The following is a 22256-nucleotide window of genomic DNA, read 5'->3' as shown; positions in this document are numbered from 1 at the left end:
CCGTGTCCTCGGCCTCTTACCGAGCCTGGCTCGGAATGTTGCGATCCTCGGTCGCCCCGAAGGCCGACCGCCACACGACACCCCCGCCCTGGCGCTCGCCCAGGTCAACGAGTTGCGATCCTCGGTCGCCCCGAAGGCCGACCGCCACTCGTGTCCGGGTACTCCCACAACGGCAACGCGAACGGGTTGCGATCCTCGGTCGCCCCGAAGGCCGACCGCCACATCAGGGGTTTTCGGCGGGTTGGGGTCAGTGGGCGAAGTTGCGATCCTCGGTCGCCCCGAAGGCCGACCGCCACGCTGAATGACCAGCGGATTCACTATAGAGGGCGGGAATATGCCGACAGGTAGGAGTGTCGATGTCGGTGCGAAGTGGGCATTTTCCTTCGGTGCGATAGGCGTGTCGAGTGTGTGCTTGAGGTTCCGAAGCCCCAACAACAGACTGGATACCGCACCCGAACAACTCTCCGACCATAGTGACCGAAGCGACCGACTTCACTAGAGCAGATTCTGCCCACCAAGTACCCCGTGAGCACTGGTAGTACCTGAAAGCGACCGCCATCGGTCGGTCACAGCCATCTCGGCGAGAACTCTCGCGGCGATGCAATCCTGGGCCCCCAGGAATGGCAGGCGTTGAGACCCTCGGCCGCCCCGGGCAACCGCCACGACACTCACCCGCGCCCAATCCGCCAGGCCCGAAACGTTGCGATTCTCGGCCGCTCCGAAGGGCGACCGCCACATGGAGGCTTCCTGACCTGCTTCGAGCAGGTCCTATTCGTTGCGATCCTCGGCCATTCCAAAGGGCGACTGCCACGACCGGGGAGTCGGCGAGGCGGCCGGAGTCGCGCATGCTGCGATCCTCGGCCGCCCCGGAGGGCAACCGCCACAGCTCGTACAGCAGCCCCTGGGCCTCGTCCCGGTAGTTGCGATCCTCGGCCGCCCCGGAGGGCGACCGCCACTCTCGTCGCTGGAGATGTCCAGCACGGAGCTGATGCAGTTGCGATCCTCGGCCGCCCCGGAGGGCGACCGCCACGGTGTTGTCGCCGCGGACGGTGGCGTAGCGGGTGAAGTTGCGATCCTCGGCCGCCCCGGAGGGCGACCGCCACACTGAATGACCAGCGGATTCACTATAGATGGCGGGTTCATGTTGACGGGAGAGAGTGCCGATATACACACAAAGCGGGCATTCTTCTTCGGTGCGATAAGCGTGTCGTGTGTGCTTGGGGTTCCGAAGTATGAGAGCGGGTCGTGGCGGAGCTGTGCTCGCGCCTGTAGCAGTCTCACGCGTCCATGGCCGTGTCAGTGACTCATCCTAGGGTGGCGGCTTCGTAGAAGCCTGTGGTTCGAACCTGGGGGGTCAATGCCGGAGCGTGAGTTGTTCGCCCACAGCCGTAGTCCGCGGTCGGGGTGCCGGCACAGTCTGGAGGACCATCTGCGTGGCTCGGCAGCCTTGGCTCGGTCCTTCGCCGAGGCTTTCGGTGCTGCGGAGGTGGCTGAGTACCTGGCGCTGGTTCATGACGTGGGGAAGGGGTGCTGCGCCTGGCAGGATCGGTTGATCTTTCATTCCGAGCCGATGGGCAAGCCGGTAGGGATTCCTCATAAGGAAGCGGGCACTGTGCTTGCCGCGCGGACGGTGGGGCGTCAGCTTGCCGCAGTGGTGCAGGGGCATCATGGGGGGCTGCCGGATCAGGGCAAGATCAAGGATGTGCTGGCCGAGCTCCGGGGGGCTGGGCAGGACGCGGATCGTGCCCGGGAGGCGACAGAGGCCGTGGCCCGGGTGGTGCCAGAGATCTTGCGGGACGACCGGATTCTGCCGCCGGCCTGGCTCGCTGGTCTCGCGTCACCGAGCAGGAGGGCGCTTGCCCTGGATGTTTTCACTCGCATGGTGTTCAGCTGTGTGGTCGACGCGGACTACCTCGATACCGCAGCCCACTTCGCCGGCGGGAAGCCGCGCGTCGCCGTGCACACGGACATGGGGGAGTTGCTGGAGCGTTTTGAACGGCGGAGGGCGCGGTTGCTCGCCCGGCGTGAGGCGTCCCCGGTGGATGAGCTGCGAGAGCGTGTATATGAGGAGGCGCTGACGGCGGCTGTGGGTGTGCCGGGGATGTATGTGCTGCATGTGCCGACGGGCGGGGCGAAGACGATCGCGGCGGGTGGGTTCGCGTTGCGGCACGCGGCTAAGCACAGCCTGGGGCGCGTGGTGTTCGCTGTTCCGTACATCAGCATCACGCAGCAGAACGCTGACGTGTACCGCGATCTGCTCGATCCCTCTGAGGGGAGCGAAGACGGGCCTGTTGTGCTGGAGCACCACAGTTCGGTGGAGCTGGACGAGGAGGACGGTGTGGGGGCCTGGGCGCGCCTGGCGGCCGAGAACTGGGATGCGCCGGTTGTGGTGACGACGACGGTGCAGCTGTTCCAGTCCCTGTTCGCGCGGAAGCCCTCAGCGATGCGGAAGCTGCACCGGTTGGCGGGGTCGGTCATCGTGCTGGACGAGGTCCAGGCGCTCCCCGACCGGTTGCTGATTCCGATCTTGAGCGTGCTACGTGATCTGGTGGAGCACTTCGGGGCGTCGGTGGTGCTGGTATCTGCGACGCAGCCGTCGTTCTGGTCTCTGGCGCAGCTGGAAGGGCTTCCACGTCGCGGCTTGGTGGAGGACGTGACAGGGCTGTTCGAGGCGCTGCGGCGGGTTCGGTATGAGTGGCGCCTGGGGCCGGAGGTGACGTGGGAGTCGATTGCGGGGGAGATCGCGTCTGAGGGCGGGGATCGGGTTCTGACGATCGTGAACACGACGCGGGACTCCGCGCGGCTGCATCGCCTTTTGACGGGGGCGAGTGATGGCGGGGTGCGGGTGGCGGCTCCGGTGTGGCACTTGTCGACGAGGATGACCGCTGAGCACCGGCGTGAGGTGATCAGGCATGTGCGGGGTGAGCTTGAGGCCGGGCGTCCGGTGCACGTGGTGTCCACGTCGTTGATTGAGGCGGGGGTGGATGTGGACTTTCCTCGGGTGTACCGGGCGTGGGCGCCGGCAGAGGCGCTGCAGCAGGCGGCGGGCCGTTGTAACCGTGACGGTCGATTGTTGGAGGGGGGCGTGGTGGTGGTGTTCCGGCCGGTTGACGGTGGTATCCCGAAAGACTTGTCGTACAAGGCTGCCCTGGACGCGAGCGCGGAGTTTTTCGGGCCGGCAACGTCGGCTCCGGATGATCTGGATGCCCTGGGCCTCTATTACGAGAAGCGCTGGGCGCTGCAGGGAACCGATGGGCGGTCTATGGGGGAGGGGATTCAGGAGCTGCGCCGGAGGTGGGACTTTCCCGCTGTTGCGGACGAGTTCCAGATGATCGACAACAGGTACGCCCAGTCGGTCGTCGTGATCCGTTCGGAGAAGTCGGATGAGGAGCGGGAGGTGATTGAGTCGGACATCGCTCTGCTTCGTGGTCGCTTCCCGTCGGGGCCGGGACCGTTGCGTCGGCTGCAGCCGCACATGGCGACTTTGCCGAGGCACGAGGTCGCTGCTGCGCTGCGCGCGGGGCTGGCCGAGCCTGTGATCGGTGATCTCGTGGTGTGGCGGGGGTACTACGATCCGGTGCGCGGGCTGGACGCGGATGATCCTGAGGACCGGGGCGGCTACGTATTCTGAGCTGGCGATGCGAGCGGGTTGCTCGCCTGTGCGTGCGAGGATGGGCTGAAGGCTCGCCGGACGAGCTCTGGGCGACCGACCGTGTCTGATGTTGGTCGAGGATCGCAATATATGGATCGGTTGGCATGCTTTCGCATGTCAAGGCGGTGGATGAGACTGCACTTTTCGTCCACCGTCTTCTGCGTTGAGCTGCGTATTCAGAACCGCTGTGTGCGACATTGCCCGCGAAGTACGGCTGCCGCACGCTGAAGTGGTCCGAAGCTCTTACCACCCGATTCATATGAAGGAGAATCGGTGAACTCTTCTCTCGTGAATGGACTTCCCGCGCTTGGTGCTGTGGAGGTGATCGTCATCGTTGTGGTGCTGGTCTTTCGTCTGGCACGCCATGTCCGAGCTGATGTCAGGTTCCAGTTCGGCAGGTAGCACGCCAAAGCCCTTGTGAGCAGCAGTTTTTCCGTTTCCGAGGTGGATTGTCAGCGCCTGCGCCTACAGTGCGGAATCGCTAGGGGACAAGCAGTGATCTGATGTCCCGTTGGTTCCGTGTGCCCCCGCCGGGCCTGCCCAGGGCAGGCCCGGCGGGGGTGGACTGTCAGGAATGGATACGACGGATGAGGACGACGGTGCCCGCAGCCGGCAGGTTAGGGCGCGGTAACGAGGGTTGGGCCTTCCCTGATCTGGTGGTGGAGGTCTGGGGTGAGGTGGCGTGCTTCACGCGGCCGGAGCTGAAGGCCGAGCGGGTCAGCTATCAGGTGATGACGCCATCCGCGGCCAGAGGGGTGCTGGAGGCGATCTTCTGGAAGCCCCAATTCCATTACGTGGTGCGGAAGATCGAGGTGCTGCGGCCGGTGAGCTGGATGCGGGTGCGCCGCAACGAGGTGAAGTCGGTGATCAGCGCCCAGGAGGTGCGGAAGCTCCAGTCCGACTGGCGCTACCGCTATGACGTCGAGACGGACCGGGACCAGCGCAGCACGCTTGCCCTGCGGGATGTCCGCTACCGGATCCACACGCAGATTGTGGTGGATCCCGAAGCCCTGGCCGGTTCGGCGAAGTATCCGCCCGCGTCGGAGGAAAAGTACCGCGAGCAGTTGCGCCGCAGGGTGGAGCGGGGTGCCTGTTTCTCGGAGCCGTTTCTCGGCTGCCGTGAGTTCAGCGCGTCTTTCGGCAAGCCCGATCCGCGGCAGCGGGTGGTGGAGTTCAGCGAGGAACTCGGCGTGATGCTCCACTCGATCGCGTACGGGCCGCAGGGGGAGCGCTACCAGTGGTTCCGTGCTTCCGTCGTCGACGGGGTCCTGGAAGTGCCGGAGGAACCGTTGCCGGACGACGCGGTCGCGATGCCGCTGGCTGCGTGGCGGGCTGATGGGGCGGGGGGCTGAGCGGTGCTGTTACAGCGATTGACCGAGTACGGGGACCAGATCGCCGGGGAACTGCCCGCCGAGTTCTACCGCGAAAAGCAGATTCACTGGGTGCTGGACATCGCTGCGGACGGTCTGAGTGCGAAGCTCCTGGACCGGAAGGCGTCGGGGCGTCAGCGCGACCAGATGCTGACCATGCCAGTGCCGTACGTGCAGCGGTCGGGGACGAAGGTGCCGCCCTACCTGCTGGTGGATACGGCCGAGTTCGTGCTCGGGGTACCGAAGGCGGCCAAGGACGGCAGTGTCGCGGAGAAGGACCGGGACGAGGCGTCGCGCCGGCATGACGCCTACCGTGAGCTTGTTCTGCGCTGGGCGCTGTCTGCGGGCGGTGAGACCGCGGCGGGGGCGGCCAGGACGTTCTTCACCGCCGGCCCGGTGGCGCTCGACCTCCCGGACGGGATCGCGGCGAAGGACACAGTCGCGATCATGGTCGGCACGTGCTGGCTGCATCAGCTGGGGTCGGCGCAGCGGTTGTGGGGCGAGGAAGTGCGGGCCCGGAAAGGCGGTTCTGCGGAACGTGCGGGCCTGTGCCTGGTGTGCGGTGAGTACCGGGCGCTCCTGGCAACGATCCCGGAGCCCGTGAAGAAGGGGGCAGTCCCGACCGCGGGCGGCAGCAACGAGGGCCAGCTCATCAGCATCAACACTGCGGCTCAGGGACGCGAGGGTCTGACCCAGCTGGTGAACACCCCCGTGTGTCACCGGTGCGGTGGCCGCGCCATGGCGGTTTTGAACCACCTTGTCGCCTCGGACCGGCACCGGCGCCGTTTCCGGGACGACGGAGTGCTTTTGTGGTGGACGAAGCAGACTGAACCCGATTCCGCGCTCGCCATGTTCTTCGACGACCAGCCGGAAACCGCAGACATCGAGCACCTCATCACTTCGATGAACACCACCCCCGGCCCTGCTGCTGCGCATCGGGCGGACCCCGACGCCTTTTACGGCCTGTCCCTCGGTCTGAACAACGCCCGCCTCGTCGTGCGCGACTGGATCGACGTCCCCCTGCCCGCAGCGAAGGCGAACCTGGCTGCCTGGTACGCCGACCACGGAGTCCGGGACGGATGGACCGGACGGACCCGCTACTTCCCACTGTGGCAATTGGCTCTCTCATGCGGCCGCTGGCAGGGCGAGCGCTACGCACCCGGCAGCGCCCCCCACGGTCTGGAGGCCGAGCTGCTCCACAGTGCCCTGCACGGCACCCGCCCGCCTGTCCGGGCACTTCCGCTTCTCCTGCAACGCGTCCATGCCGATCAGCGTGTCGATCCGCCGCGCCTGGCCCTGCTGCGCCTGCTCCTCAACCGTTCCCCCGATCCCCAGGACCACCTGATGCCACAGCTCGACAAGGACAGTATTGATCCCGCCTACCTCTGCGGCCGGCTCTTCGCCGTTCTCGAGTCCGTACAGAACGAGGCACTCCCGGACATCAACACCACCCTGCGAGACAAATACTTCAGTGCCGCGGTCGCCGCACCCAGCATCACCCTGCGGCGGCTCTTCGCCGACTCCGGAGCACACTTCAAGCGACTGCGCCGGGACAAGCCCGCAGCCCGCTACGCGCTGGAGAAGCGCCTCTTCGAGATCTACAGCAAGGTGAGCGACGACCTTCCCGGCCACCTCACCGACGTCCAGCAGGGCCGCTTCATCATCGGCTACTCCCACCAGCGCCACGAGGACCTGGCACGGAAGCAGGCCGCCAAGGAACGCAGGCTCGCCGCAGTCCCCGCTCAGGCCGAACCCGCCCAGGACACCGCTTCCGCCTGAGCTCCAACCCCGCACACCCTTACGAACCCGCTCAAGGAGACCTTTCTGTCATGACCGCTGCCCACCTGGACCCCGCCCGCAAGCACGACTTCGTCTTCCTCATCGAGGCCGTCGACTCCAACGCCAACGGCGACCCCGACAACGGCGGCCTGCCCCGCACCGACCCGGTCAGCGGCCACGGCCTGATCACCGACGTCGCGATCAAGCGGAAGATCCGCAACACCGTCGCCCTCATCAACTCCCACGAACCCCGCGAGGGCTGCGAGATCTACGTCGAAGCCGGCACCGCACTCAACAGCCAGCACGAACGCGCCTACGCCGCTGGAGCTGCGAGCGACCAGAAGTCCGCGCAGGAATGGATGTGCCGCAACTTCTTCGACGTACGCATGTTCGGTGCCGTCATGACGACCGGCAAACGCGACAAGCAGGCCGGACGCGTCCAAGGCCCCCTCCAGATCGGCTTCTCCCGCTCCATCGACCGCATCACCCCCCTCGACATCGGAATCACCCGCGTCACCCCCACCAAGGAAGAAGACCTCAAGGCATGGAACGAACGCGGAGAGGGCACGGACACCGAAAACAAGGGCAAGGAGACCGAGATGGGCTCCAAGTACGTCGTCCCCTACGCCCTCTACCGCGGCACCGGCCACTTCAGCGCCCCGCTCGCCCGCCGTACCGGCGTCACCTCCGACGACCTCGCCCTCTTCTGGCGCGCCTTCGAAGTCATGCTGGAACACGACCGCGCCGCCACCCGCGCCAACCTTGCCCTGCGCGGCCTGTACGTCTTCACCCACGACGACGCCTTCGGCCGCGCCCCCTCCCACGAACTGTTCGAACGGATCACCGTCAAGGCCCGCGACGACGTCAGCGCACGCAGCTTCTCCGATTACGGCACCGTCGAGGTACGTGACACCGACCTCCCGCCGGGCGTCACCCTCACCACCCTCATCCCGCGCCCCGCCTGATGACGACACCTCTTCCCGCCCAGAGCGGAGAGGGAGACCTCCTGCAGGTCTCCCTCTCCGCCCTGGAGCACTACGCCTACTGCCCCCGCCAATGCGGCCTCATCCTCCTGGAAGACGCCTTCACCGACGACGCCGCCACCATCCGCGGCACCCACCTCCACCAGCGCGTCGACACCCCCGGAAACAAGGGGCGACGAACCGTGCGCACCCTGCACGCCCTGCCCGTCTGGCACGACGGCTACGGCCTCACCGGAATCTGCGACACCGTGGAACTGCACAACGACGGCCGAATCCTCCCCGTCGAACACAAATCGGGGCGCTACATCCCCGGCGGACCAGCCGACATCCAAGCAGCCGCACAAGCCCTCTGCCTCGAAGCAATGTTCCAACAACCCGTCCCCGAAGCCGCAATCTTCTCGGCAACCGACCGCCGACGCCACCTCATCACCATCGACGACGCCCTACACACTCGCGTACTCGACACCACCCACGCCGTACGGGCTCTCCTCGAAACCAGCCACCTGCCCGGCCCCGCAGCCGACAACCGATGCCGCCGCTGCTCCATGGCTACCGACTGCATGCCGAAACTGCTCGCCGGGACACGCCGCTACCACCAAGCCCTCACCACCCTCTACTCACTCACCGACCCACAGGACAACGACGCGTGACCACCGAACTCCTCAACACCCTGTACGTGCAAACACAGGGAGCCGACCTCCGCCTTGACCAGGACAGCCTGCGCGTCCACCTTCCCGACACCCCCGGACGCCAGATCCTCCCACTGCGCCGCATCGACGCCATCGTCCTCTACGGCCACATCAACCTCTCCACCGAACTGATCGGCCGCTGCGCCCAAGACCGACGATCCGTAACCTGGATGACCAGAGGAGGGCGCTACCTCGCCCGCCTCGACGGCGCCGTCCACGGAAACGTCCTCCTCCGACACGCCCAGCACCGGATACACGAAGACACCGAAGGCCGCCTCTCCATCGCACGCACCATCACCGCAGGCAAAATCCGAAACAGCCGCTGGGTCCTCCTCAGAGCCGCCCGGGACGCCGCCCCCACAGCAAAGTCCCGCATACGCGATGCAGCCGACGCCCTCGCCGAAAGCCTCACCGCCACCAGCACCTGCACATCCCTTGACACCCTCATGGGCACCGAAGGAAACGCCGCCCGCAAGCACTTCGCCGCCCTCGCTGACACCATCCGTCCCACCGAAGGCATCCCCGCCTTCACCCACCGCAACCGCCGACCGCCCACCGACCCGGTCAACGCCCTGCTCTCCTACACCTACGGCCTGCTGCGCGGACTCGTCCACGGAGCCGCCGAACAAGTAGGCCTCGACCCATACATCGGATTCCTTCACGGGATCCGACCCGGCAAACCAGCACTCGCCCTCGACCTCATGGAGGAATTCCGCCCCGTCCTCGCAGACCGCTTCGTCCTTACCCTCCTCAACCGCCGCCAACTCCGCCCCAGCCACTTCGAGACCACTCCCGGCGGAGCCGTCCGCCTCACCGACGAAGGCCGCAAGATCACCATCACCGCCTGGCAAGACTGGAAGACCCAGCCCTGGGAGCATTCCCTCGCAGGCCGGGATGTCCCCGCCGGCCTCCTGCCAGTGGTCCAGGCCCGCATCCTCGCGCGCCATCTCCGAGGCGAACTCCCCGCGTACCTCCCCTGGACCGCTGTCTGATGGAACTACTCCTCACCTACGACGTCGACACCACCACACCCGAAGGCCGCCGCAGACTCCGCAAAGTAGCCAAACTCTGCGAAGGCCACGGCATACGCGTCCAGAAATCCGTATTCGAAATCATCACCAACGACAAGACGCTCCTGACACTCATGTACGACCTCGAAGACCTGATCGATGCCAAAACCGACAGCATCCGTATCTACCGCCTACCCCAAGCGGGCACGGAAGACGTCCACACACTTGGCATCGCTGCCACCCACCCCCACCGAGCAGACCTCATCCTGTAGAGAACTGGCAGCTTCGGAACCCCAAGCACGCACACGACACGCGTATCGCGCCCAAGGGAAATGTCTGCATTAGGTGCATATTGGTGTCCTGTTTCAAGGTGGGCTGATCTCAACATTCAGCGTTTCCGCTGGTCATCCAGGGTGGCGGTCGACCTTCGGGTCGGCCGAGGATCGCAACGGTCCGGCCACCCGGAACGCGACGGCTGCGTTCCAGGTGGCGGTCGACCTTCGGGTCGGCCGAGGATCGCAACGACTCTCGCCGCCACCGACGTCGCACTCGCCTCCGGAGTGGCGGTCGACCTTCGGGTCGGCCGAGGATCGCAACGACGGCTTGTCAGCGTCCTTCCGCAGCCACGCGGGAGTGGCGGTCGACCTTCGGGTCGGCCGAGGATCGCAACTTCGAACGCTGCTCGGTGACCGTGGGAGACGTGAATGTGGCGGTCGACCTTCGGGTCGGCCGAGGATCGCAACGACCAGGATCAGGTCGAGGGCGTCCCGGCTGCCCCAGTGGCGGTCGACCTTCGGGTCGGCCGAGGATCGCAACTGGCAGACGACATACACCGAGCGGACCGGGCTCAAGTGGCGGTCGACCTTCGGGTCGGCCGAGGATCGCAACTTGTGCATGAGGTTGGCTTCGATCGGGTCGCCGCCGAGTGGCGGTCGACCTTCGGGTCGGCCGAGGATCGCAACATTTTCAAACCCCCTGTGTGAGAACTACGCCGATACCGTGGCGGTCGACCTTCGGGTCGGCCGAGGATCGCAACTCCAGGCGAGCCAGGGCCTCATGCGTCGTGGAGACGGTGGCGGTCGACCTTCGGGTCGGCCGAGGATCGCAACGGCCGCCTTGCGCTCGATCCGGGCAGCAGCGGCAGTGGCGGTCGACCTTCGGGTCGGCCGAGGATCGCAACGGCAAGCTGCCGCTCGGGTACGTCAGTCCGACTCCCGTGGCGGTCGACCTTCGGGTCGGCCGAGGATCGCAACCCGGAGGCCGTCCGGGTGCGTGACCCGGATGACGTCGTGGCGGTCGACCTTCGGGTCGGCCGAGGATCGCAACGCGGTTGGTGGGCACGGGGCGGGGTCCTCTCGGCGAGGTGGCGGTCGACCTTCGGGTCGGCCGAGGACCGCAACGTCAAGGAGGTCCGCGACCACGCCCGCAAGGTCACCGTGGCGGTCGACCTTCGGGTCGGCCGAGGATCGCAACGCCGCCCATCACTACTGGGGCGACTCCGTACCCGCCGTGGCGGTCGACCTTCGGGTCGGCCGAGGATCGCAACGCCACCTGGTGGCCGACGGCGACGACCGGGCCCAGGTGGCGGTCGACCTTCGGGTCGGCCGAGGATCGCAACACGAAACGTCGTCTGCGCAGGTCAAACCGGCGGTGTGGCGGTCGACCTTCGGGTCGGCCGAGGATCGCAACGACTCCGGGCTGGAGCTGAGCCTGGCCCCGGGCGACGTGGCGGTCGACCTTCGGGTCGGCCGAGGATCGCAACAGCGAAGCCGCCCTGGAGCGCGCCCTGGAACCGCAGTGGCGGTCGACCTTCGGGTCGGCCGAGGATCGCAACCCGTACGACTGCCGGTATAGGTCGTCATTGAAGGGGGTGGCGGTCGACCTTCGGGCCGGCCGAGGATCGCAACTCGGCGTCGGCCTGCTGCTCTGCTGCGCGCTCCTCGGGTGGCGGTCGACCTTCGGGTCGGCCGAGGAGCTCAACTTCGGGTCGATCGAGGATCGCAACAGCCTGGCCACCCGCGCGGCCGGCTGGCTGCTGTCGTGGCGGTCGGCCTTCGGGTCGACCGAGGATCGCAACTGCTGACGGGCTACGCGATGCTCAGCGGAGACGGGTGGCGGTCGCCTTCCGGGGCGGCCGAGGATCGCAACGGTCCGAGGTGGGCGCCGAAGGACAAGCCGGTCGTCGGTGGCGGTCGCCCTCCGGGGCGGCCGAGGATCGCAACGCTGTGCTGCGGGCTCAGACCACTGGCACGACCCGGGTGGCGGTCGCCCTCCGGGGATCGCAACGGCGACTCCGCCGGTCGCAACCCGATCGCGGCAGCGTGGCGGTCGCCCTCCGGGGCGGCCGAGGAGTGGCGGAGGTTGGCGGCGCCGTCAGTAAGGCGTTCGGGGCCCAGAGTGGCGGTCGGCCTTCGGGTCGACCGAGGAGTGGCGGCGCACTTGGGGCATGTGTGACGCACATCTACACCCCCAGGTGGCGGTCGGCCTTCGGGTCGACCGAGGAGTGGCGGGCTGCGGCGCCTGTTCGCCCCGCGTGCCGCCCGCGAGTGGCGGTCGGCCTTCGGGTCGACCGAGGAGTGGCGGTCGAAGACGGGCCCGGCCGGGGGCGGCGTCGACGTCCAGTGGCGGTCGGCCTTCGGGTCGACCGAGGATCGCAACGCCAACGGCCTCGGCGGCGTCCACGAAGAGAACGAGAAGGTCATTGCTCCGGCTGCTTCGGGCGACAGCTGATCCTCGGGTGCGGCCGGAGACATCGGCGGCGGCCACCAAGCCGGCCTGCGCACCATCTGGCTGCGCGGCCGCCTCTGGCCCGAGAGCCTCCTCGCCGCGCACCACGTTGTTGACGACGTCACAGACGCCATCGCCATCCTGCTCAACGAGGCGGAGTAGCACCATGGACGAGCCGACCGTCGGCACCCTCCATCCCGGCAGCATGGGCGCTGCTGTCGCCGCCTGCGCCGCGACCAACGCGGCCGCGATCGTGTGGTGCGAGGCCGGGCGCAGCGCCGCATCTGGAGAGCGCGCCGCCCGCCGACCGGCGACGAGATCACCACCGGGTCCGACGGCATCGTGACGGTCCCTCTCGGAGGATCATCCCTCGCTGCGGTCCTGGACTGGTGTCATGAGATGCAGGGTGTCCTCAACCAGGATCTGGAACGGGCCATCGGCAAGCGGGTCGGCCTCGCCATCTCCCAGGCTCTGGACAGCCTCACCCCTTTTGACGGGCAGGCCCGCTCTACCACTGTCATCTGGCTGGACGACCAGATTGCAGTCGAGAACCCCATGTCCACTCAGTGAGGACCGGTTGGTCTTCCGCATTCACGCGGTACGACCCACCGGGCGGGGCACGGCTGCGGGCGTGATCGTCGTGAGTCCGGCACGGCCGCCAGTCGTTGCAGGGCTCGTGCCCGGGAGGCGTCGTTTGAGGCCATCCGGGCCTGGGCGGCTTTGGCACTCAGGTCCTCCAGCGCCTGGCGGCCCTGGTCGCGGATCTGCCGCTGGGCGGCGGCCAGAACCTTCGGGTCCGTCTTCGTCTCGGGGCTCCAGGTGTCCCGGTGTGCGGCGAGGGCCTGGTGGTACCCGGCAGAGGCGTCCGCTCGCGTCCCAGCGCGTCGAAGATCACCGCAACGAACAGCGCCGCCAGCAACAGCTGGACCAGCCCGCCGACCAGGCCACGCCCTCCGGCCAGCCACCGGCGGTCTGACCGCGGCTCAGCCCTGCGGCCGCCGGCCTCCTCGGCGCTCGGACCGTACGGGGACCGGCGGCACGACGGTCTGGCCCCTCGCCCCGCGCCCCCAGGGGAGGAACAAGGCCAGCGCGGCCAGGACCTGCCCCAGGCCCGGAAGAATGTGCTGTAAGTCTTCGGGCCGGGCCTTCGCCACCACTGCCCGCGCGACGATGGCGACCACGATGAGCAGCATGACGATGACCGCGAGCGCGGCGAGCAGGACGTAGGCGGGCACGGCAGAAGCCAGATCTGGCATGGGAACCTCCGGACATAGGTAAAGCCCCGGCGGCTGCCGGGGCTTTCGAACACAGGACAAGCAGGGGTGGGTGTGGGACAGAGAGACCTCATCCCAGGGAATTTGGGCGAGGGTGTGCCTTCGAGCGGTGGAACCGGCGAGGGATTTTGGTGGAGCTATCGACCTCGTCGTCGTGCTTGCACCGTACGCGGGGGAGCTCGGCTGCGACCTCGAACGTCCAGTGCCTCTATATGCGGTTGTGGGGCGCCATGGTGACAGTGCACGTGACGTCCGGTCAAACCGAGTGATCGGTCTCGCACGGCATGCACGACGAAGGGGTTGGTGCCGGCGTTGAGGGAGTTGAAGGAGCCTCTGAAACCTCTGCCGTGGTGCGGGGAGTCATCGTGGCAGCGTCCGCGAGCCTGGTCAAACCGGCAGGTCACCGTTACGGTTCGTCCCCCAGCATGCCTTGCACAGCCGGCACGCCTGCCACACATACTGCCGCGCCGGGCCTGGAGCGGCCCTCGAAGACGGGCCGCAAGGTTCGCCTGCCGCTGCCTCGTGCAGGGCGTCGCGACCGAGCGTCAGGCCGGACGCGACTTCACGGGCGAACCAACCCGCCTCCCAACTCCCCCGCGAGCTGTACGCCTGGTGGGATCGGTGGTGGTCGGCACCCGCTCGCCGCTGCGGGAGCGGTGGATCGTCGCGTCGCTGGTGTTCATCGCCAGGACCTGAGGCCGTAGCCCGTCCCGGGCGACGGCCCTACCGCAATGGCCAAAGGCTGTGGGTCCGTGCTTCAGGTGCTCGCCTCCACCTTCGTTGGTGTGACCGATGTCGTATCGGCCCATATCGAGGCGGATCAAGCCAAGTTCGGGAAGCCGCATACGTGCGTCCACCATGCAGCGAGACTACGCAGTGCAGTTATCCGACTACACGCTTCTGGAGGGTTTCCTTGCCGCGCAGGGACGACATCGTGACGATCGTGATCGACACGAAGAACGAGATGAAGAGATCGATCGACGGTCTGGGCAACCGGGTCAACGACCTGGAACGGGACCTGCGGGCCTCATTCACCGGCGAGATCACGGGGCTGCGCGAGACTGCTCTGACCGATCTGAAGTCGTCTCAGCATGAAACGCGGACCAGCGCCTACAACGCGGGCAAGCGGGCAAGCGAAGCCGTCGCCGCAGTGACAGACCTGCGCCGTGACGTCGACCGGCTGCATAACGGGCTCGACAGCTTGTGTGAGGACGTCGGCAAGATTCTGGAGATTCTGCACGCCGCAGCACCAGTACTGGTGTCGGCCGTCGGTTCGCTGGAGGGACCGCACCTGGCGCAGGCCGGTGACACCCCTAGGCCGGAAACCGTAGCGCTGCCCGGGCAGCGGCAGGCGTCGGACCAGGAGCCGGAAACCCCGGGGGCGACGGCTGTCCCGGCGCTCGCGGTAGACAATCCGCGTGGAATCAAACTCCCGCCCCCAACGGGTGCCGACGTTCCGACGACCGGCGAGGACGAAGCCGAGCAGCCAGCTGAAGCAGAAGGGCAGAACGCGCCGGAAGCCGATAGCCGCGAAGAAAAGGAACACGACGTTCCCCACGCGGCGCTGGAGGCCAGCGAGCAGGGGCCCGGCGAATCCGTGAAGGAACCGGCACCCCTCACCTGGGAGGGGCGGATCTGGGCGATCATGAGGGCCGGGAAGGTCGCGTCGGCCACTCTGGTCTGCCACCGGGACACCTGGGAGTTCGTGGCAGCGCAGGTTGGCAGCCACCCGCACTTCCGGACCCCTGCCCTGGAAGAACGTGAGAACGGCTTGGTGGCCGCGGTGCTATCCGGCCGGTCGCTGGTCGCCATGCTCCTGGCCCTCTATCGCGTGGCGAACGTCTCCGTGAGCAGGCCGGAAGGCGAGGACACGGAGGAACTGGTCGCCTATGCCGACTGGGCCATGGCCTCCCAGGTCTACTACGCGACCGCCCGGGTCCTCAGCAGGGCCTACTCCGGTGAGGGAGAACCCGTCGAGGTGACGATCGACAACCGGGTGCCCGTTCGGGCATGACGGAATGCTCCAGCCGCCCGGCCGATCTGGACGCAGCCGGTCTCCAGGTCGGCCGGCAGGCGTCAGATACCAGGCCGGCGCATGAGCGGACGCTACCCGACTGGAGAGAGTCGACACCGCTCCCTCGGCCCGACGACAACGCGGCCAGGGGCAATTCGGCACACGCCCGTCTGCCAACTGGTGCGTCACGACGCCACCTCCTCGCCCAGCGGCTGCCTGGCGAGCTGGGCCAGGTACGCCGACCAGTCGCCGGTCCGTTCCGGCTGCGCCATGGCGGTGGCCGCACCGGGGCGGCCACCCAGTTCGGCGAGCTCGGTCCGGCACGGCTTGCATAGGCCGTCCTTGAGAGCCGGGCCGGTCAGGAAAATCCGGCACCCGCATTCGCCGCAGGAACCGCGCGGTGGGCCCTCCAACTCACGCGGAGCTGGCAGCGCAGCCCCTCCCCCTCCGATGGCCCGCTGGGGCTCGCAGTCGCGGTAGGCCGCGGATGGCCCGGACCTACCGCCGTGCTCAGGACCCAGGTCCCGCTCGATGCGTTGGGCACTCTGGCGAGCGGCGAACTTATCGGTGACAACTTCCTCGCATACGGCGCAGCGCTCGCCGTTTGACCAGCGCACGCCGGACTCGCAGTCAAGGTGCCCGCAGCCCCAGCGGGGCAACGCCATCCCGAGCAGCCACCGGCCCGGGTCACGGATCTCCGAGGACATGACCATGGCGAACCGGGCGGTCAGCCGGTGGTGCAGTCGCTCGGCGTCCATCCCGGCTGCCAGCTGACGGCCGACCTCCCGGGCAATCTTCCGCTCCATGAACGGGTTGTTCACCCGCGCCAGCAGCCAGTGCACCGGCTCCAGCACCGCGTAGATCCGCGGGCTCATCGACAGCCGCGGTCCGGTGTACGACGACCGCACCGACCCTCCGGCGTTGCTGCGCTTTTCGTCGTTCGGCTTCGAGAGGGAGGGCCGGCTTTTCTCATCCGCGCGCAGCGCGAGACCACCCGGAGCACCCGTACGCGCATTCGCGTCAGTCGGGTTCTCCACAGCTTCTACTACCGGTACCTCGCCTACGGCGGATGAGAAAAGCGCGCCCGCGTCATCAGGTGAGTCAGTCCTAGGTGATTCCTTATACGCGAGGGATCCCTCACCAACCACCAGACCCGATCCCTCACCAACCAACGGACTCTCAGAAAGGTCCACGGCATTGTCCACAGGCTCCTGCGGGCACTCCTGGACCGCCTTCGGCACTGCGGCCGCGACCGCACCAAGCTCCACACCGGCAATGGGACCAATGTCGCAGGCGACGAACAGGTGACGGCCCTGAGCGCCCGCGCGCCGCTGCACCACCGTCCACCTCGCCGCCTCCAACTCGTCGACGACCACACCGGCCGCCGCCGCGGTGATGGGCTGGCCGGCCTTCTTCCCCGAGTGGTGCAGCAGATACCCCGCCAGCTCCCCCTCCGTCAGTGCGATGCCCATCTGCTGCGCGAACGTGATGACCGCGAACGCACGCAGCTGCCGGGGCGTGAGGTCCTCCGCAACCGCCACCGGCAGCCACACGAACGCCTCCGTACGCTTCACCGACCGCGTCCGACGCACCGCCGACGTGCCCATGCCGCCCGGCAAAGTCCGGCGCTCCGACTTCAGCTCGATCACTCCGTCCGGGGCCGGACGCGACAGCAGGGTCAGGCCCCGCTCCACCGACGCCTTCGACAGCCCCAGATACGAGGCGATCGTGGCCGCCTTCGCCTGGCACCCCTCTTCCCGCGCGCCCAGCGCCTTCACCTTCACGTACACCGACAGCGCGACATCGGCGTAGAAGGGCGACGACACCAGCCTCATCGGCACCTTCACTCGCTGCCGGCGAACCGGCGCACCGCCGGTCGGCTCCCGTGCGGCCTCAGCCGCCCCGGAGCTCATCGGCCCACTGCCACGACAGGAGTGGTGGACACCGCAAGGGCGGAACATCTCAACGCTGTCTGTGTCGCCATCGGGCCGGTGTACACGCCAAAGCGGACACCCTTCTCAACAGGCAGGACGCGTGCTTCGTGATCCATCCGCCGACCCTGCACCGGGCGGCCTGTGGACAGAGCCCGCTCAGCCCGGATCACCCCCATCGCTCCCGCACGGCGAGCAGGAATCTTGATGTGCGTCCCGTCGGGCGGGACGAGGCCGGCGAGCGCGGCCGAGGCGGTGGTAGCGAAAGTGGCGGTCACACTTGCTACAGGTGTCGGCCCGGGCATCGGTGTGACAGCCCGACCGGAGAAAGTTGAAAAGGCCGTAGCTGGGAGCTGGCGGCGGGGGTGGGGCTGGCGGTGCATGTGGTGCTTCTCCCCGGCTAGGGGAGCCATGACCAGCAGATGTGACCTGACAGGGAACCCAGATAGTGGCGTTCCGCGTCGCGGGACGCTTATCCTGGGTACAGGTGACTGCGCGGACCCGTACGGGCCCACAGGCATCACCCCGGCGAGGTCACCTCACCGGACACGACTCGGGTTGCTTGCAGGCGTGCGAGTCGGTAGCTAGGAAGCCGTTCTCTCCCGGCCAGGAGAGGGCGGCTTCGCTCGTTCTACGGAGACCGAGCGGCGTTCTTCATCACGACATCCTGTCGCTGAAAGCCACCAGTCCGTGCGTGGCGAATTTGGCGGGTCGTTGAGCTACCCAGCCCGATCCACCAGCAGCCGGGTCGTCGACGGTGCGAACGTGTTGGAAGTCAAGGCTCAGGTAGTAGGCCTGGAGCTGGGGGTTCGTGGTCCAGGCGTCAAGACGAAGCCACTTTGCTCCCTGCTGGGCGGCCTGGTCGCCGGCCCAGTCGAGGATGCGAGCGCCGAGGCCCGAGCCGGAGTGTGCCCGGTCGACGGTCAGCTTGTGGACGTATAGGGCGTCGACGGCCCGCTCCTCTGGAGTCCACAGCAACTCGTCTGCTTCGCGGTCCAGGGTGACGGTGGCTGCCGCGTCGCTGGTGGGGGTCTCCTTGAAGAGGAAGACCTCTCCGCGGGTGATGCTTGCCGCCATGTGCTCAGGCGGGAAGGGGAGCGACCACTGGTCAAGGCCCCTCGGCTGCAGCCAGGCCGCCGTGTCCGTACGGAACTTCACGAGGCGGGGAAGGTCGGCCAGTTCGGCGCGCACGATGATCACGCGTCTGCCTCCGAGGTCTCCGTAGGCCGCCTGCGCTCGTACACGATCACGTGCTTGTCACTCGGCAGGATGTTGATGGTGACCTGGACCGGCTTGCCGCCCTGGTCGTGAGCGGTGGAAATCAGCTCGGCCACAGGCGTTGGGTTTTTCGGATCCAGGGCGAGTCGCTCAATCTCGGCTGGACGCGGCGCCCGGACATAGATCTCATCGAGAGCTTCCACCAGTTCGTGACCGAGCTCGGCCAAGACCTGGTTGGTTCCCCGCTCGACGCTGCCTTCGGTCATCCACTCGCTGTCCTTGACCAGGCCCAGTACCACGTACGAGTCATCGGTGTAGAACGGCTGGTCGTCGATGAACAACGTGCGCCGACGAAGGGCGACGAGCTCCCCTTTCTTGAGCTGAAGACGCTCGCGTACCGCTTCGTCTGGTACGAGCGTCTCCATCTCGATCATCTGAGTGCCGTCGCGTCCCTCGGAGTCGAGAAGGTTCGTGAAGACATCCACGTTCGGAGGCTTCATCCGAAACTCCGACTGCGGTCGGTACACCAGGGCCTGGATCGCCTTGACGTAGACGCCGGAACCTTGGCGCGAGACCACAAGATTGGCAGTCTTCAGTTTGATGATCGCCTGCCGGACGGTCTCACCGGTGACGCCATAGCGTGCGACGAGTTCGCGGGTGAGCGGGAGCCGGTCGCCGGGTTTGAGGTCACCGGCTTCGATGAGAGTGCGCATGTCGTCAGCGATCTGCTGAGCGCCAACGCGGCGATCTTGAGCGGTCATGACTGGGAGCGTACACGACTTCACTAGTGACATCTCCTCCTTGTGGCCGCGTTTCATCAGTCACCCCACCCCAGCTCAGTGAGCACCGATCCAGGGCGCCCGTTGTAGACAATGTGAGGCTCGTCCAGGCCAGGCGGGGTGAAGCGGGTCGCGTGGCGCTGCAGGTCATCCCATGTGAAGAACATCGCGTTCGGGTCGTCAAAGGTCGTTTCGTTGCGCTCCTTGATTCGAGCCCACAGTGCGTCGACTTGCCCGGGGAGATGAACCAGAGTGATGGCGGCCCCGGCATCCTGGCCGAGCTGGCTCCACTCCTGACGCTCGACCACGGTCCAAAGGCCGTGGTCGAGGACCACGTCCCGGCCGGCGGCCAGCGCGGTACGCAGCTCGGCGGCGACCTCGGTCATGATGGGGCGTTCCCGGACCTTGTACTGGCCACGTGGGAAATCTCGCCCGTAATGCCCGTGCATTCGCCAAACTCTTTCGTCAGGGCACAGGCGCAGGAAGCCCAGTTGCTCCAGCTCGCGGGCCAGCGTCGTCTTTCCAGCTCCAGGGAGACCAGCCATCAGGACGAGCTGGGTCGGGCCGGTGCGGCCCGACAGGGCCCGCATGGTTCGGGTGATTTCCACCTTGTCGTCTGGGGTCAACGTGCCGATGCGCTGCGCTCGGAGGAGTGTGCCGAGCCGATGCTCCAGTATCTGGACGAGAGCGTCGTCGAGCGGTGTGAGCATCATGCGCTGGCCTCCTCCTTGGTCCATCTGCGTCCAGGGCCGCCGATGTCGATGCCGTACTCAATCGTCATGCCACTGGTGTCGACGATCCGGACCGTCAGCACGATGACAGCGGCCGTGGTGTCTTCGCGGATCTCAAGCAGCCCGGCGTCGGCGGGCGTGGTGATGCGAGCCCACATGGTGCTGTGCCGCTGAGCGACTGGGCGGCCAGTGTGGTGTGTGATCAGGTCGATCGACGTCCCGCTGCTCAGGCGTCGCCCCATGGCCAGTTCGGGCAGCTCTTCGGCGAGACCCGCCGGAATCCAGGACGTTGAGTGGCTCACGACGCTGTTGTCGTGTTCGTCGCGGTAGGTCCGGCTTCGCCGGAGCACCAGGTCGCCGGCCTCGATCTCAAGAGCCTCAGCCACGTCCTTAGGGGCGGCGACGAAACCGGCCATATGGGAGTCGGAGCGTTCCCCGGCCCTCCACGACGATCCGGTGACTTTGCTGCGCTGCTCGCGTTCGGCGGCGGTCGTCAGGGTGGTGCGTTCCCGGACGACCGTTCCGTGGCCGCGTGATGCGGTCACCAGGCCGTTGGCCTCCAGGGCCTTGTATGCGGCGTGGACCGTTGATTTCGACCCCATCCCTGCGCTGACCAGGTCTTCGATCTTGGGCAGGCGGTCTCCGGGCGCGTACGCGCCACTGGTGATCTTTGCAGCGATCTCGTCGGCGAGAACCCTCCACTTTGGTGGCATTGGGCGATCTCCTCCTTCTCGGCGCCCCCAGTGAACCACAGTCCCGAGATTGGGAGACCACCCCCTTCAATATCGGGAATGCGGACTGTTGATGTTGACACGGTTGCCGCAATCCTGGGAATGTCTCCCCGCGAGGCGACGCTAAGTGAGGTCAAGTCGCGAATCGTGACGACGTGGCCATGATTTCGCTAGTGAAGCTGGTTGACGGCGGCAAGCGATCGGCGTACGGTCATCGCCAGCTAGAGATTTCACTAGCGAAATTGTAGGAGCTGGAATCTCGGCTCCTGCACCGCACGTCCGCATCACCACAGGAAGCGCTTCCCCGAAGGGGAGGACCAGGGTTGATAGCTCCACCAAATCCCCTGGGCCGGTCACCAGGCCGGATGCCTCCTACTGCACGTCGCAGCGCTGATGCGCTGTCCGATCAGCCAGGACGCCGACCTCGGTCGAACGCCTGGTGGCCGGAGAGCCCACCCGCGACGCAGCCCCTCTCCCCTCTACCAGAGGAGTCCCTCATGGCCACGACGACTGTGGAGCCCAAGGCCCGCAAGCGCCCTCGGAAGACCAGGACGAAGAACGTCAGCCGGCTTCCGGCGATCGTCGCTTCTCAGCTCAAGGCCAACCAGATCGACCTGACGCCGGGCAAGGAACACGTGATCTGCCCGGACTGCGAGAACTGGACGCCGATCACCGGTGTCCTTGGTACGCCGGTTCTGGTCCCCCACCACACCACCACGTACCGCGACCAGACCACCACTCCCCACCGCTGCTCCAGCAGCTACCGCCGGATCGTGCTCGACACCGCGATCGACGGCTGGCGGGCAGAACTGACCGAGCGGACCGAGGTGTCCGCAACGGTTGCCTCCCGCCGGCCGACGAAGGTACTGCCCAAGCCCAAGACGAGCTCGGTGCCGGCTGCGAGCCAGCTCAAGCCCGCCCCGCTCAGCGCGGAGCAGGTCCGGCGGGTGTTCCGTCAGCACCAGGAGCAGTGCCTGGCCTGCATGGGCGAGGCCACGAACCAGAACGGGCAGACACTGCCTTGCCCCGACGGTGAGCGCCTGGCCGTGACCGTCCTCCGACTGCTCCGCCAGGAACCCAAGCGCCAGGCCCTCCGCGACTTCTTCGCCAAGGAGCGCCGCCGGTTCGACCGCGAGTACGCCGCGGCCGCCCTGGCGAAGCGCCAGTCCGAGTGGGCCGCAGTCCTCCACCGTGTGCGGCAGGCCGACCAGCTGCGTGGCGCCGTTCCGCAGGGCGCGCGCCGTACCGAGGGTCCCGAGGTTCCCCTGGTCACCCTGGTTCCTCGCCAGGCTGCCACGCAGCCGGAAGGAGGCCGGCTCAAGTGCGAGCACTGCGGCGCCACCGAGTCCAGCCTCGCCGACGCGGTCG

The 22256-nt window shown here is 67.2% G+C and carries 18 protein-coding genes and 1 CRISPR repeat array; of the genes, 12 read left to right on the top strand and 6 right to left on the bottom strand.

All coding sequences use genetic code 11. The features are described from left to right. The first annotated feature begins 1357 nt into the window (after positions 1-1357). From EES42_RS41990 to EES42_RS45375, 10 genes are all read left to right on the top strand, one after another. Entirely contained in the window at positions 1358-3631 is a 2274-nt protein-coding gene (locus EES42_RS41990; RefSeq protein WP_124723470.1) for a CRISPR-associated endonuclease Cas3'', read from the top strand. 294 nt (positions 3632-3925) lie between these two features. Continuing rightward, on the top strand, positions 3926-4054 hold the full coding sequence (locus tag EES42_RS47490; RefSeq protein ID WP_277426175.1) for a hypothetical protein: 129 nt from the start codon (positions 3926-3928) through the stop codon (positions 4052-4054). Positions 4055-4239: 185 nt separating this feature from the next. Further along, the gene (cas5c, locus tag EES42_RS41985) at positions 4240-5004 is read left to right on the top strand and encodes a type I-C CRISPR-associated protein Cas5c (protein ID WP_206433896.1); all 765 of its coding nucleotides are present in this window, start codon (positions 4240-4242) and stop codon (positions 5002-5004) included. Between the two features lie 3 nt (positions 5005-5007). Next, positions 5008-6801 (top strand): type I-C CRISPR-associated protein Cas8c/Csd1, encoded by a 1794-nt coding sequence (gene cas8c / locus EES42_RS41980; RefSeq protein ID WP_124723469.1) that lies wholly within the window; start codon positions 5008-5010, stop codon positions 6799-6801. A 50-nt stretch (positions 6802-6851) separates the two neighbouring features. Next, on the top strand, positions 6852-7766 hold the full coding sequence (gene cas7c / locus EES42_RS41975) for a type I-C CRISPR-associated protein Cas7/Csd2 (protein WP_124723468.1): 915 nt from the start codon (positions 6852-6854) through the stop codon (positions 7764-7766). Next, positions 7766-8434, top strand: coding sequence for a CRISPR-associated protein Cas4 (gene cas4 / locus EES42_RS41970; protein WP_124723467.1), 669 nt, complete (start codon positions 7766-7768; stop codon positions 8432-8434). The genes cas7c and cas4 overlap by 1 nt, the downstream gene beginning before the upstream one ends. Then, a complete protein-coding gene (gene cas1c, locus EES42_RS41965; RefSeq protein WP_206433894.1) occupies positions 8431-9465 on the top strand; it encodes a type I-C CRISPR-associated endonuclease Cas1c in 1035 nt (344 codons plus the stop codon). The genes cas4 and cas1c overlap by 4 nt, the downstream gene beginning before the upstream one ends. Beyond that, complete coding sequence (gene cas2 / locus EES42_RS41960) at positions 9465-9755, top strand: CRISPR-associated endonuclease Cas2 (RefSeq protein ID WP_124723465.1); 291 nt, start codon at positions 9465-9467, stop codon at positions 9753-9755. The genes cas1c and cas2 overlap by 1 nt, the downstream gene beginning before the upstream one ends. A 141-nt stretch (positions 9756-9896) precedes the next feature. After that, a CRISPR array of direct repeats spans positions 9897-11778; the repeat unit is 37 nt; unit sequence GTGGCGGTCGACCTTCGGGTCGGCCGAGGATCGCAAC. A gap of 598 nt (positions 11779-12376) precedes the next feature. Then, positions 12377-12556, top strand: a complete 180-nt coding sequence (locus EES42_RS41950; protein WP_241196936.1) for a hypothetical protein — start codon at positions 12377-12379, stop codon at positions 12554-12556. Positions 12557-12609: 53 nt separating this feature from the next. Continuing rightward, positions 12610-12780: a hypothetical protein gene (locus EES42_RS45375; protein ID WP_206433883.1), complete on the top strand. Its 171-nt coding sequence runs from the start codon at positions 12610-12612 to the stop codon at positions 12778-12780. Positions 12781-13193: 413 nt separating this feature from the next. Here the strand turns inward: EES42_RS45375 and EES42_RS41945 are convergent, their stop codons facing one another. Continuing rightward, complete coding sequence (locus tag EES42_RS41945; protein ID WP_124723464.1) at positions 13194-13466, bottom strand: hypothetical protein; 273 nt, start codon at positions 13464-13466, stop codon at positions 13194-13196. Between the two features lie 952 nt (positions 13467-14418). On the opposite strand from EES42_RS41945, the gene EES42_RS41940 reads away from it, so the two are divergent. Beyond that, entirely contained in the window at positions 14419-15498 is a 1080-nt protein-coding gene (locus EES42_RS41940) for a hypothetical protein (RefSeq protein ID WP_124723463.1), read from the top strand. A 185-nt stretch (positions 15499-15683) separates the two neighbouring features. On the opposite strand, the gene EES42_RS41935 is transcribed toward EES42_RS41940, so the two are convergent. The 5 genes from EES42_RS41935 to EES42_RS41910 form a co-directional block, all read right to left on the bottom strand. Continuing rightward, a complete protein-coding gene (locus EES42_RS41935) occupies positions 15684-17333 on the bottom strand; it encodes a hypothetical protein (protein WP_124723462.1) in 1650 nt (549 codons plus the stop codon). A 753-nt stretch (positions 17334-18086) separates the two neighbouring features. After that, positions 18087-18629: a GNAT family N-acetyltransferase gene (locus tag EES42_RS41925; protein ID WP_124723461.1), complete on the bottom strand. Its 543-nt coding sequence runs from the start codon at positions 18627-18629 to the stop codon at positions 18087-18089. Beyond that, positions 18626-19408, bottom strand: a complete 783-nt coding sequence (locus tag EES42_RS41920; protein ID WP_124723460.1) for a GntR family transcriptional regulator — start codon at positions 19406-19408, stop codon at positions 18626-18628. Before EES42_RS41920 ends, EES42_RS41925 begins: the two co-directional genes overlap by 4 nt. Before the next feature lie 56 nt (positions 19409-19464). Then, positions 19465-20139: a P-loop nucleotide/nucleoside kinase family protein gene (locus tag EES42_RS41915; protein WP_241196935.1), complete on the bottom strand. Its 675-nt coding sequence runs from the start codon at positions 20137-20139 to the stop codon at positions 19465-19467. Then, positions 20136-20870 carry a GntR family transcriptional regulator gene (locus EES42_RS41910; RefSeq protein WP_124723459.1) on the bottom strand — a complete coding sequence of 245 codons (735 nt, stop codon included), beginning with the start codon at positions 20868-20870 and terminating at the stop codon, positions 20136-20138. Before EES42_RS41910 ends, EES42_RS41915 begins: the two co-directional genes overlap by 4 nt. 515 nt (positions 20871-21385) lie before the next feature. Between EES42_RS41910 and EES42_RS45370 the strand changes: the two genes are divergently transcribed. After that, positions 21386-22256, top strand: an 871-nt coding sequence (locus EES42_RS45370; protein ID WP_164495543.1) for a hypothetical protein, incomplete at its 3' end; no start/stop codon positions are given.

The organism is Streptomyces sp. ADI95-17 (assembly GCF_003846175.1).
GTDB lineage: Bacteria > Actinomycetota > Actinomycetes > Streptomycetales > Streptomycetaceae > Streptomyces > Streptomyces sanglieri.
This window is presented reverse-complemented; position numbering and strand designations above follow the sequence as displayed.

What these genes read in the sequence shown, in the direction of transcription:
- EES42_RS41990 (WP_124723470.1), top strand. Translation starts at nt 1,358, where the DNA reads ATGCCGGAGCGTGAGTTGTTCGCCCACAGCCGTAGTCCGCGGTCGGGG.
- cas5c (WP_206433896.1), top strand. Translation starts at nt 4,240, where the DNA reads ATGAGGACGACGGTGCCCGCAGCCGGCAGGTTAGGGCGCGGTAACGAG.
- cas7c (WP_124723468.1), top strand. Translation starts at nt 6,852, where the DNA reads ATGACCGCTGCCCACCTGGACCCCGCCCGCAAGCACGACTTCGTCTTC.
- cas4 (WP_124723467.1), top strand. Translation starts at nt 7,766, where the DNA reads ATGACGACACCTCTTCCCGCCCAGAGCGGAGAGGGAGACCTCCTGCAG.
- cas2 (WP_124723465.1), top strand. Translation starts at nt 9,465, where the DNA reads ATGGAACTACTCCTCACCTACGACGTCGACACCACCACACCCGAAGGC.
- EES42_RS41950 (WP_241196936.1), top strand. Translation starts at nt 12,377, where the DNA reads ATGGACGAGCCGACCGTCGGCACCCTCCATCCCGGCAGCATGGGCGCT.
- EES42_RS45375 (WP_206433883.1), top strand. Translation starts at nt 12,610, where the DNA reads ATGCAGGGTGTCCTCAACCAGGATCTGGAACGGGCCATCGGCAAGCGG.
- EES42_RS41945 (WP_124723464.1), bottom strand. Translation starts at nt 13,466, where the DNA reads ATGCCAGATCTGGCTTCTGCCGTGCCCGCCTACGTCCTGCTCGCCGCG.
- EES42_RS41935 (WP_124723462.1), bottom strand. Translation starts at nt 17,333, where the DNA reads ATGAGGCTGGTGTCGTCGCCCTTCTACGCCGATGTCGCGCTGTCGGTG.
- EES42_RS41920 (WP_124723460.1), bottom strand. Translation starts at nt 19,408, where the DNA reads ATGACCGCTCAAGATCGCCGCGTTGGCGCTCAGCAGATCGCTGACGAC.
- EES42_RS41915 (WP_241196935.1), bottom strand. Translation starts at nt 20,139, where the DNA reads ATGATGCTCACACCGCTCGACGACGCTCTCGTCCAGATACTGGAGCAT.
- EES42_RS41910 (WP_124723459.1), bottom strand. Translation starts at nt 20,870, where the DNA reads ATGCCACCAAAGTGGAGGGTTCTCGCCGACGAGATCGCTGCAAAGATC.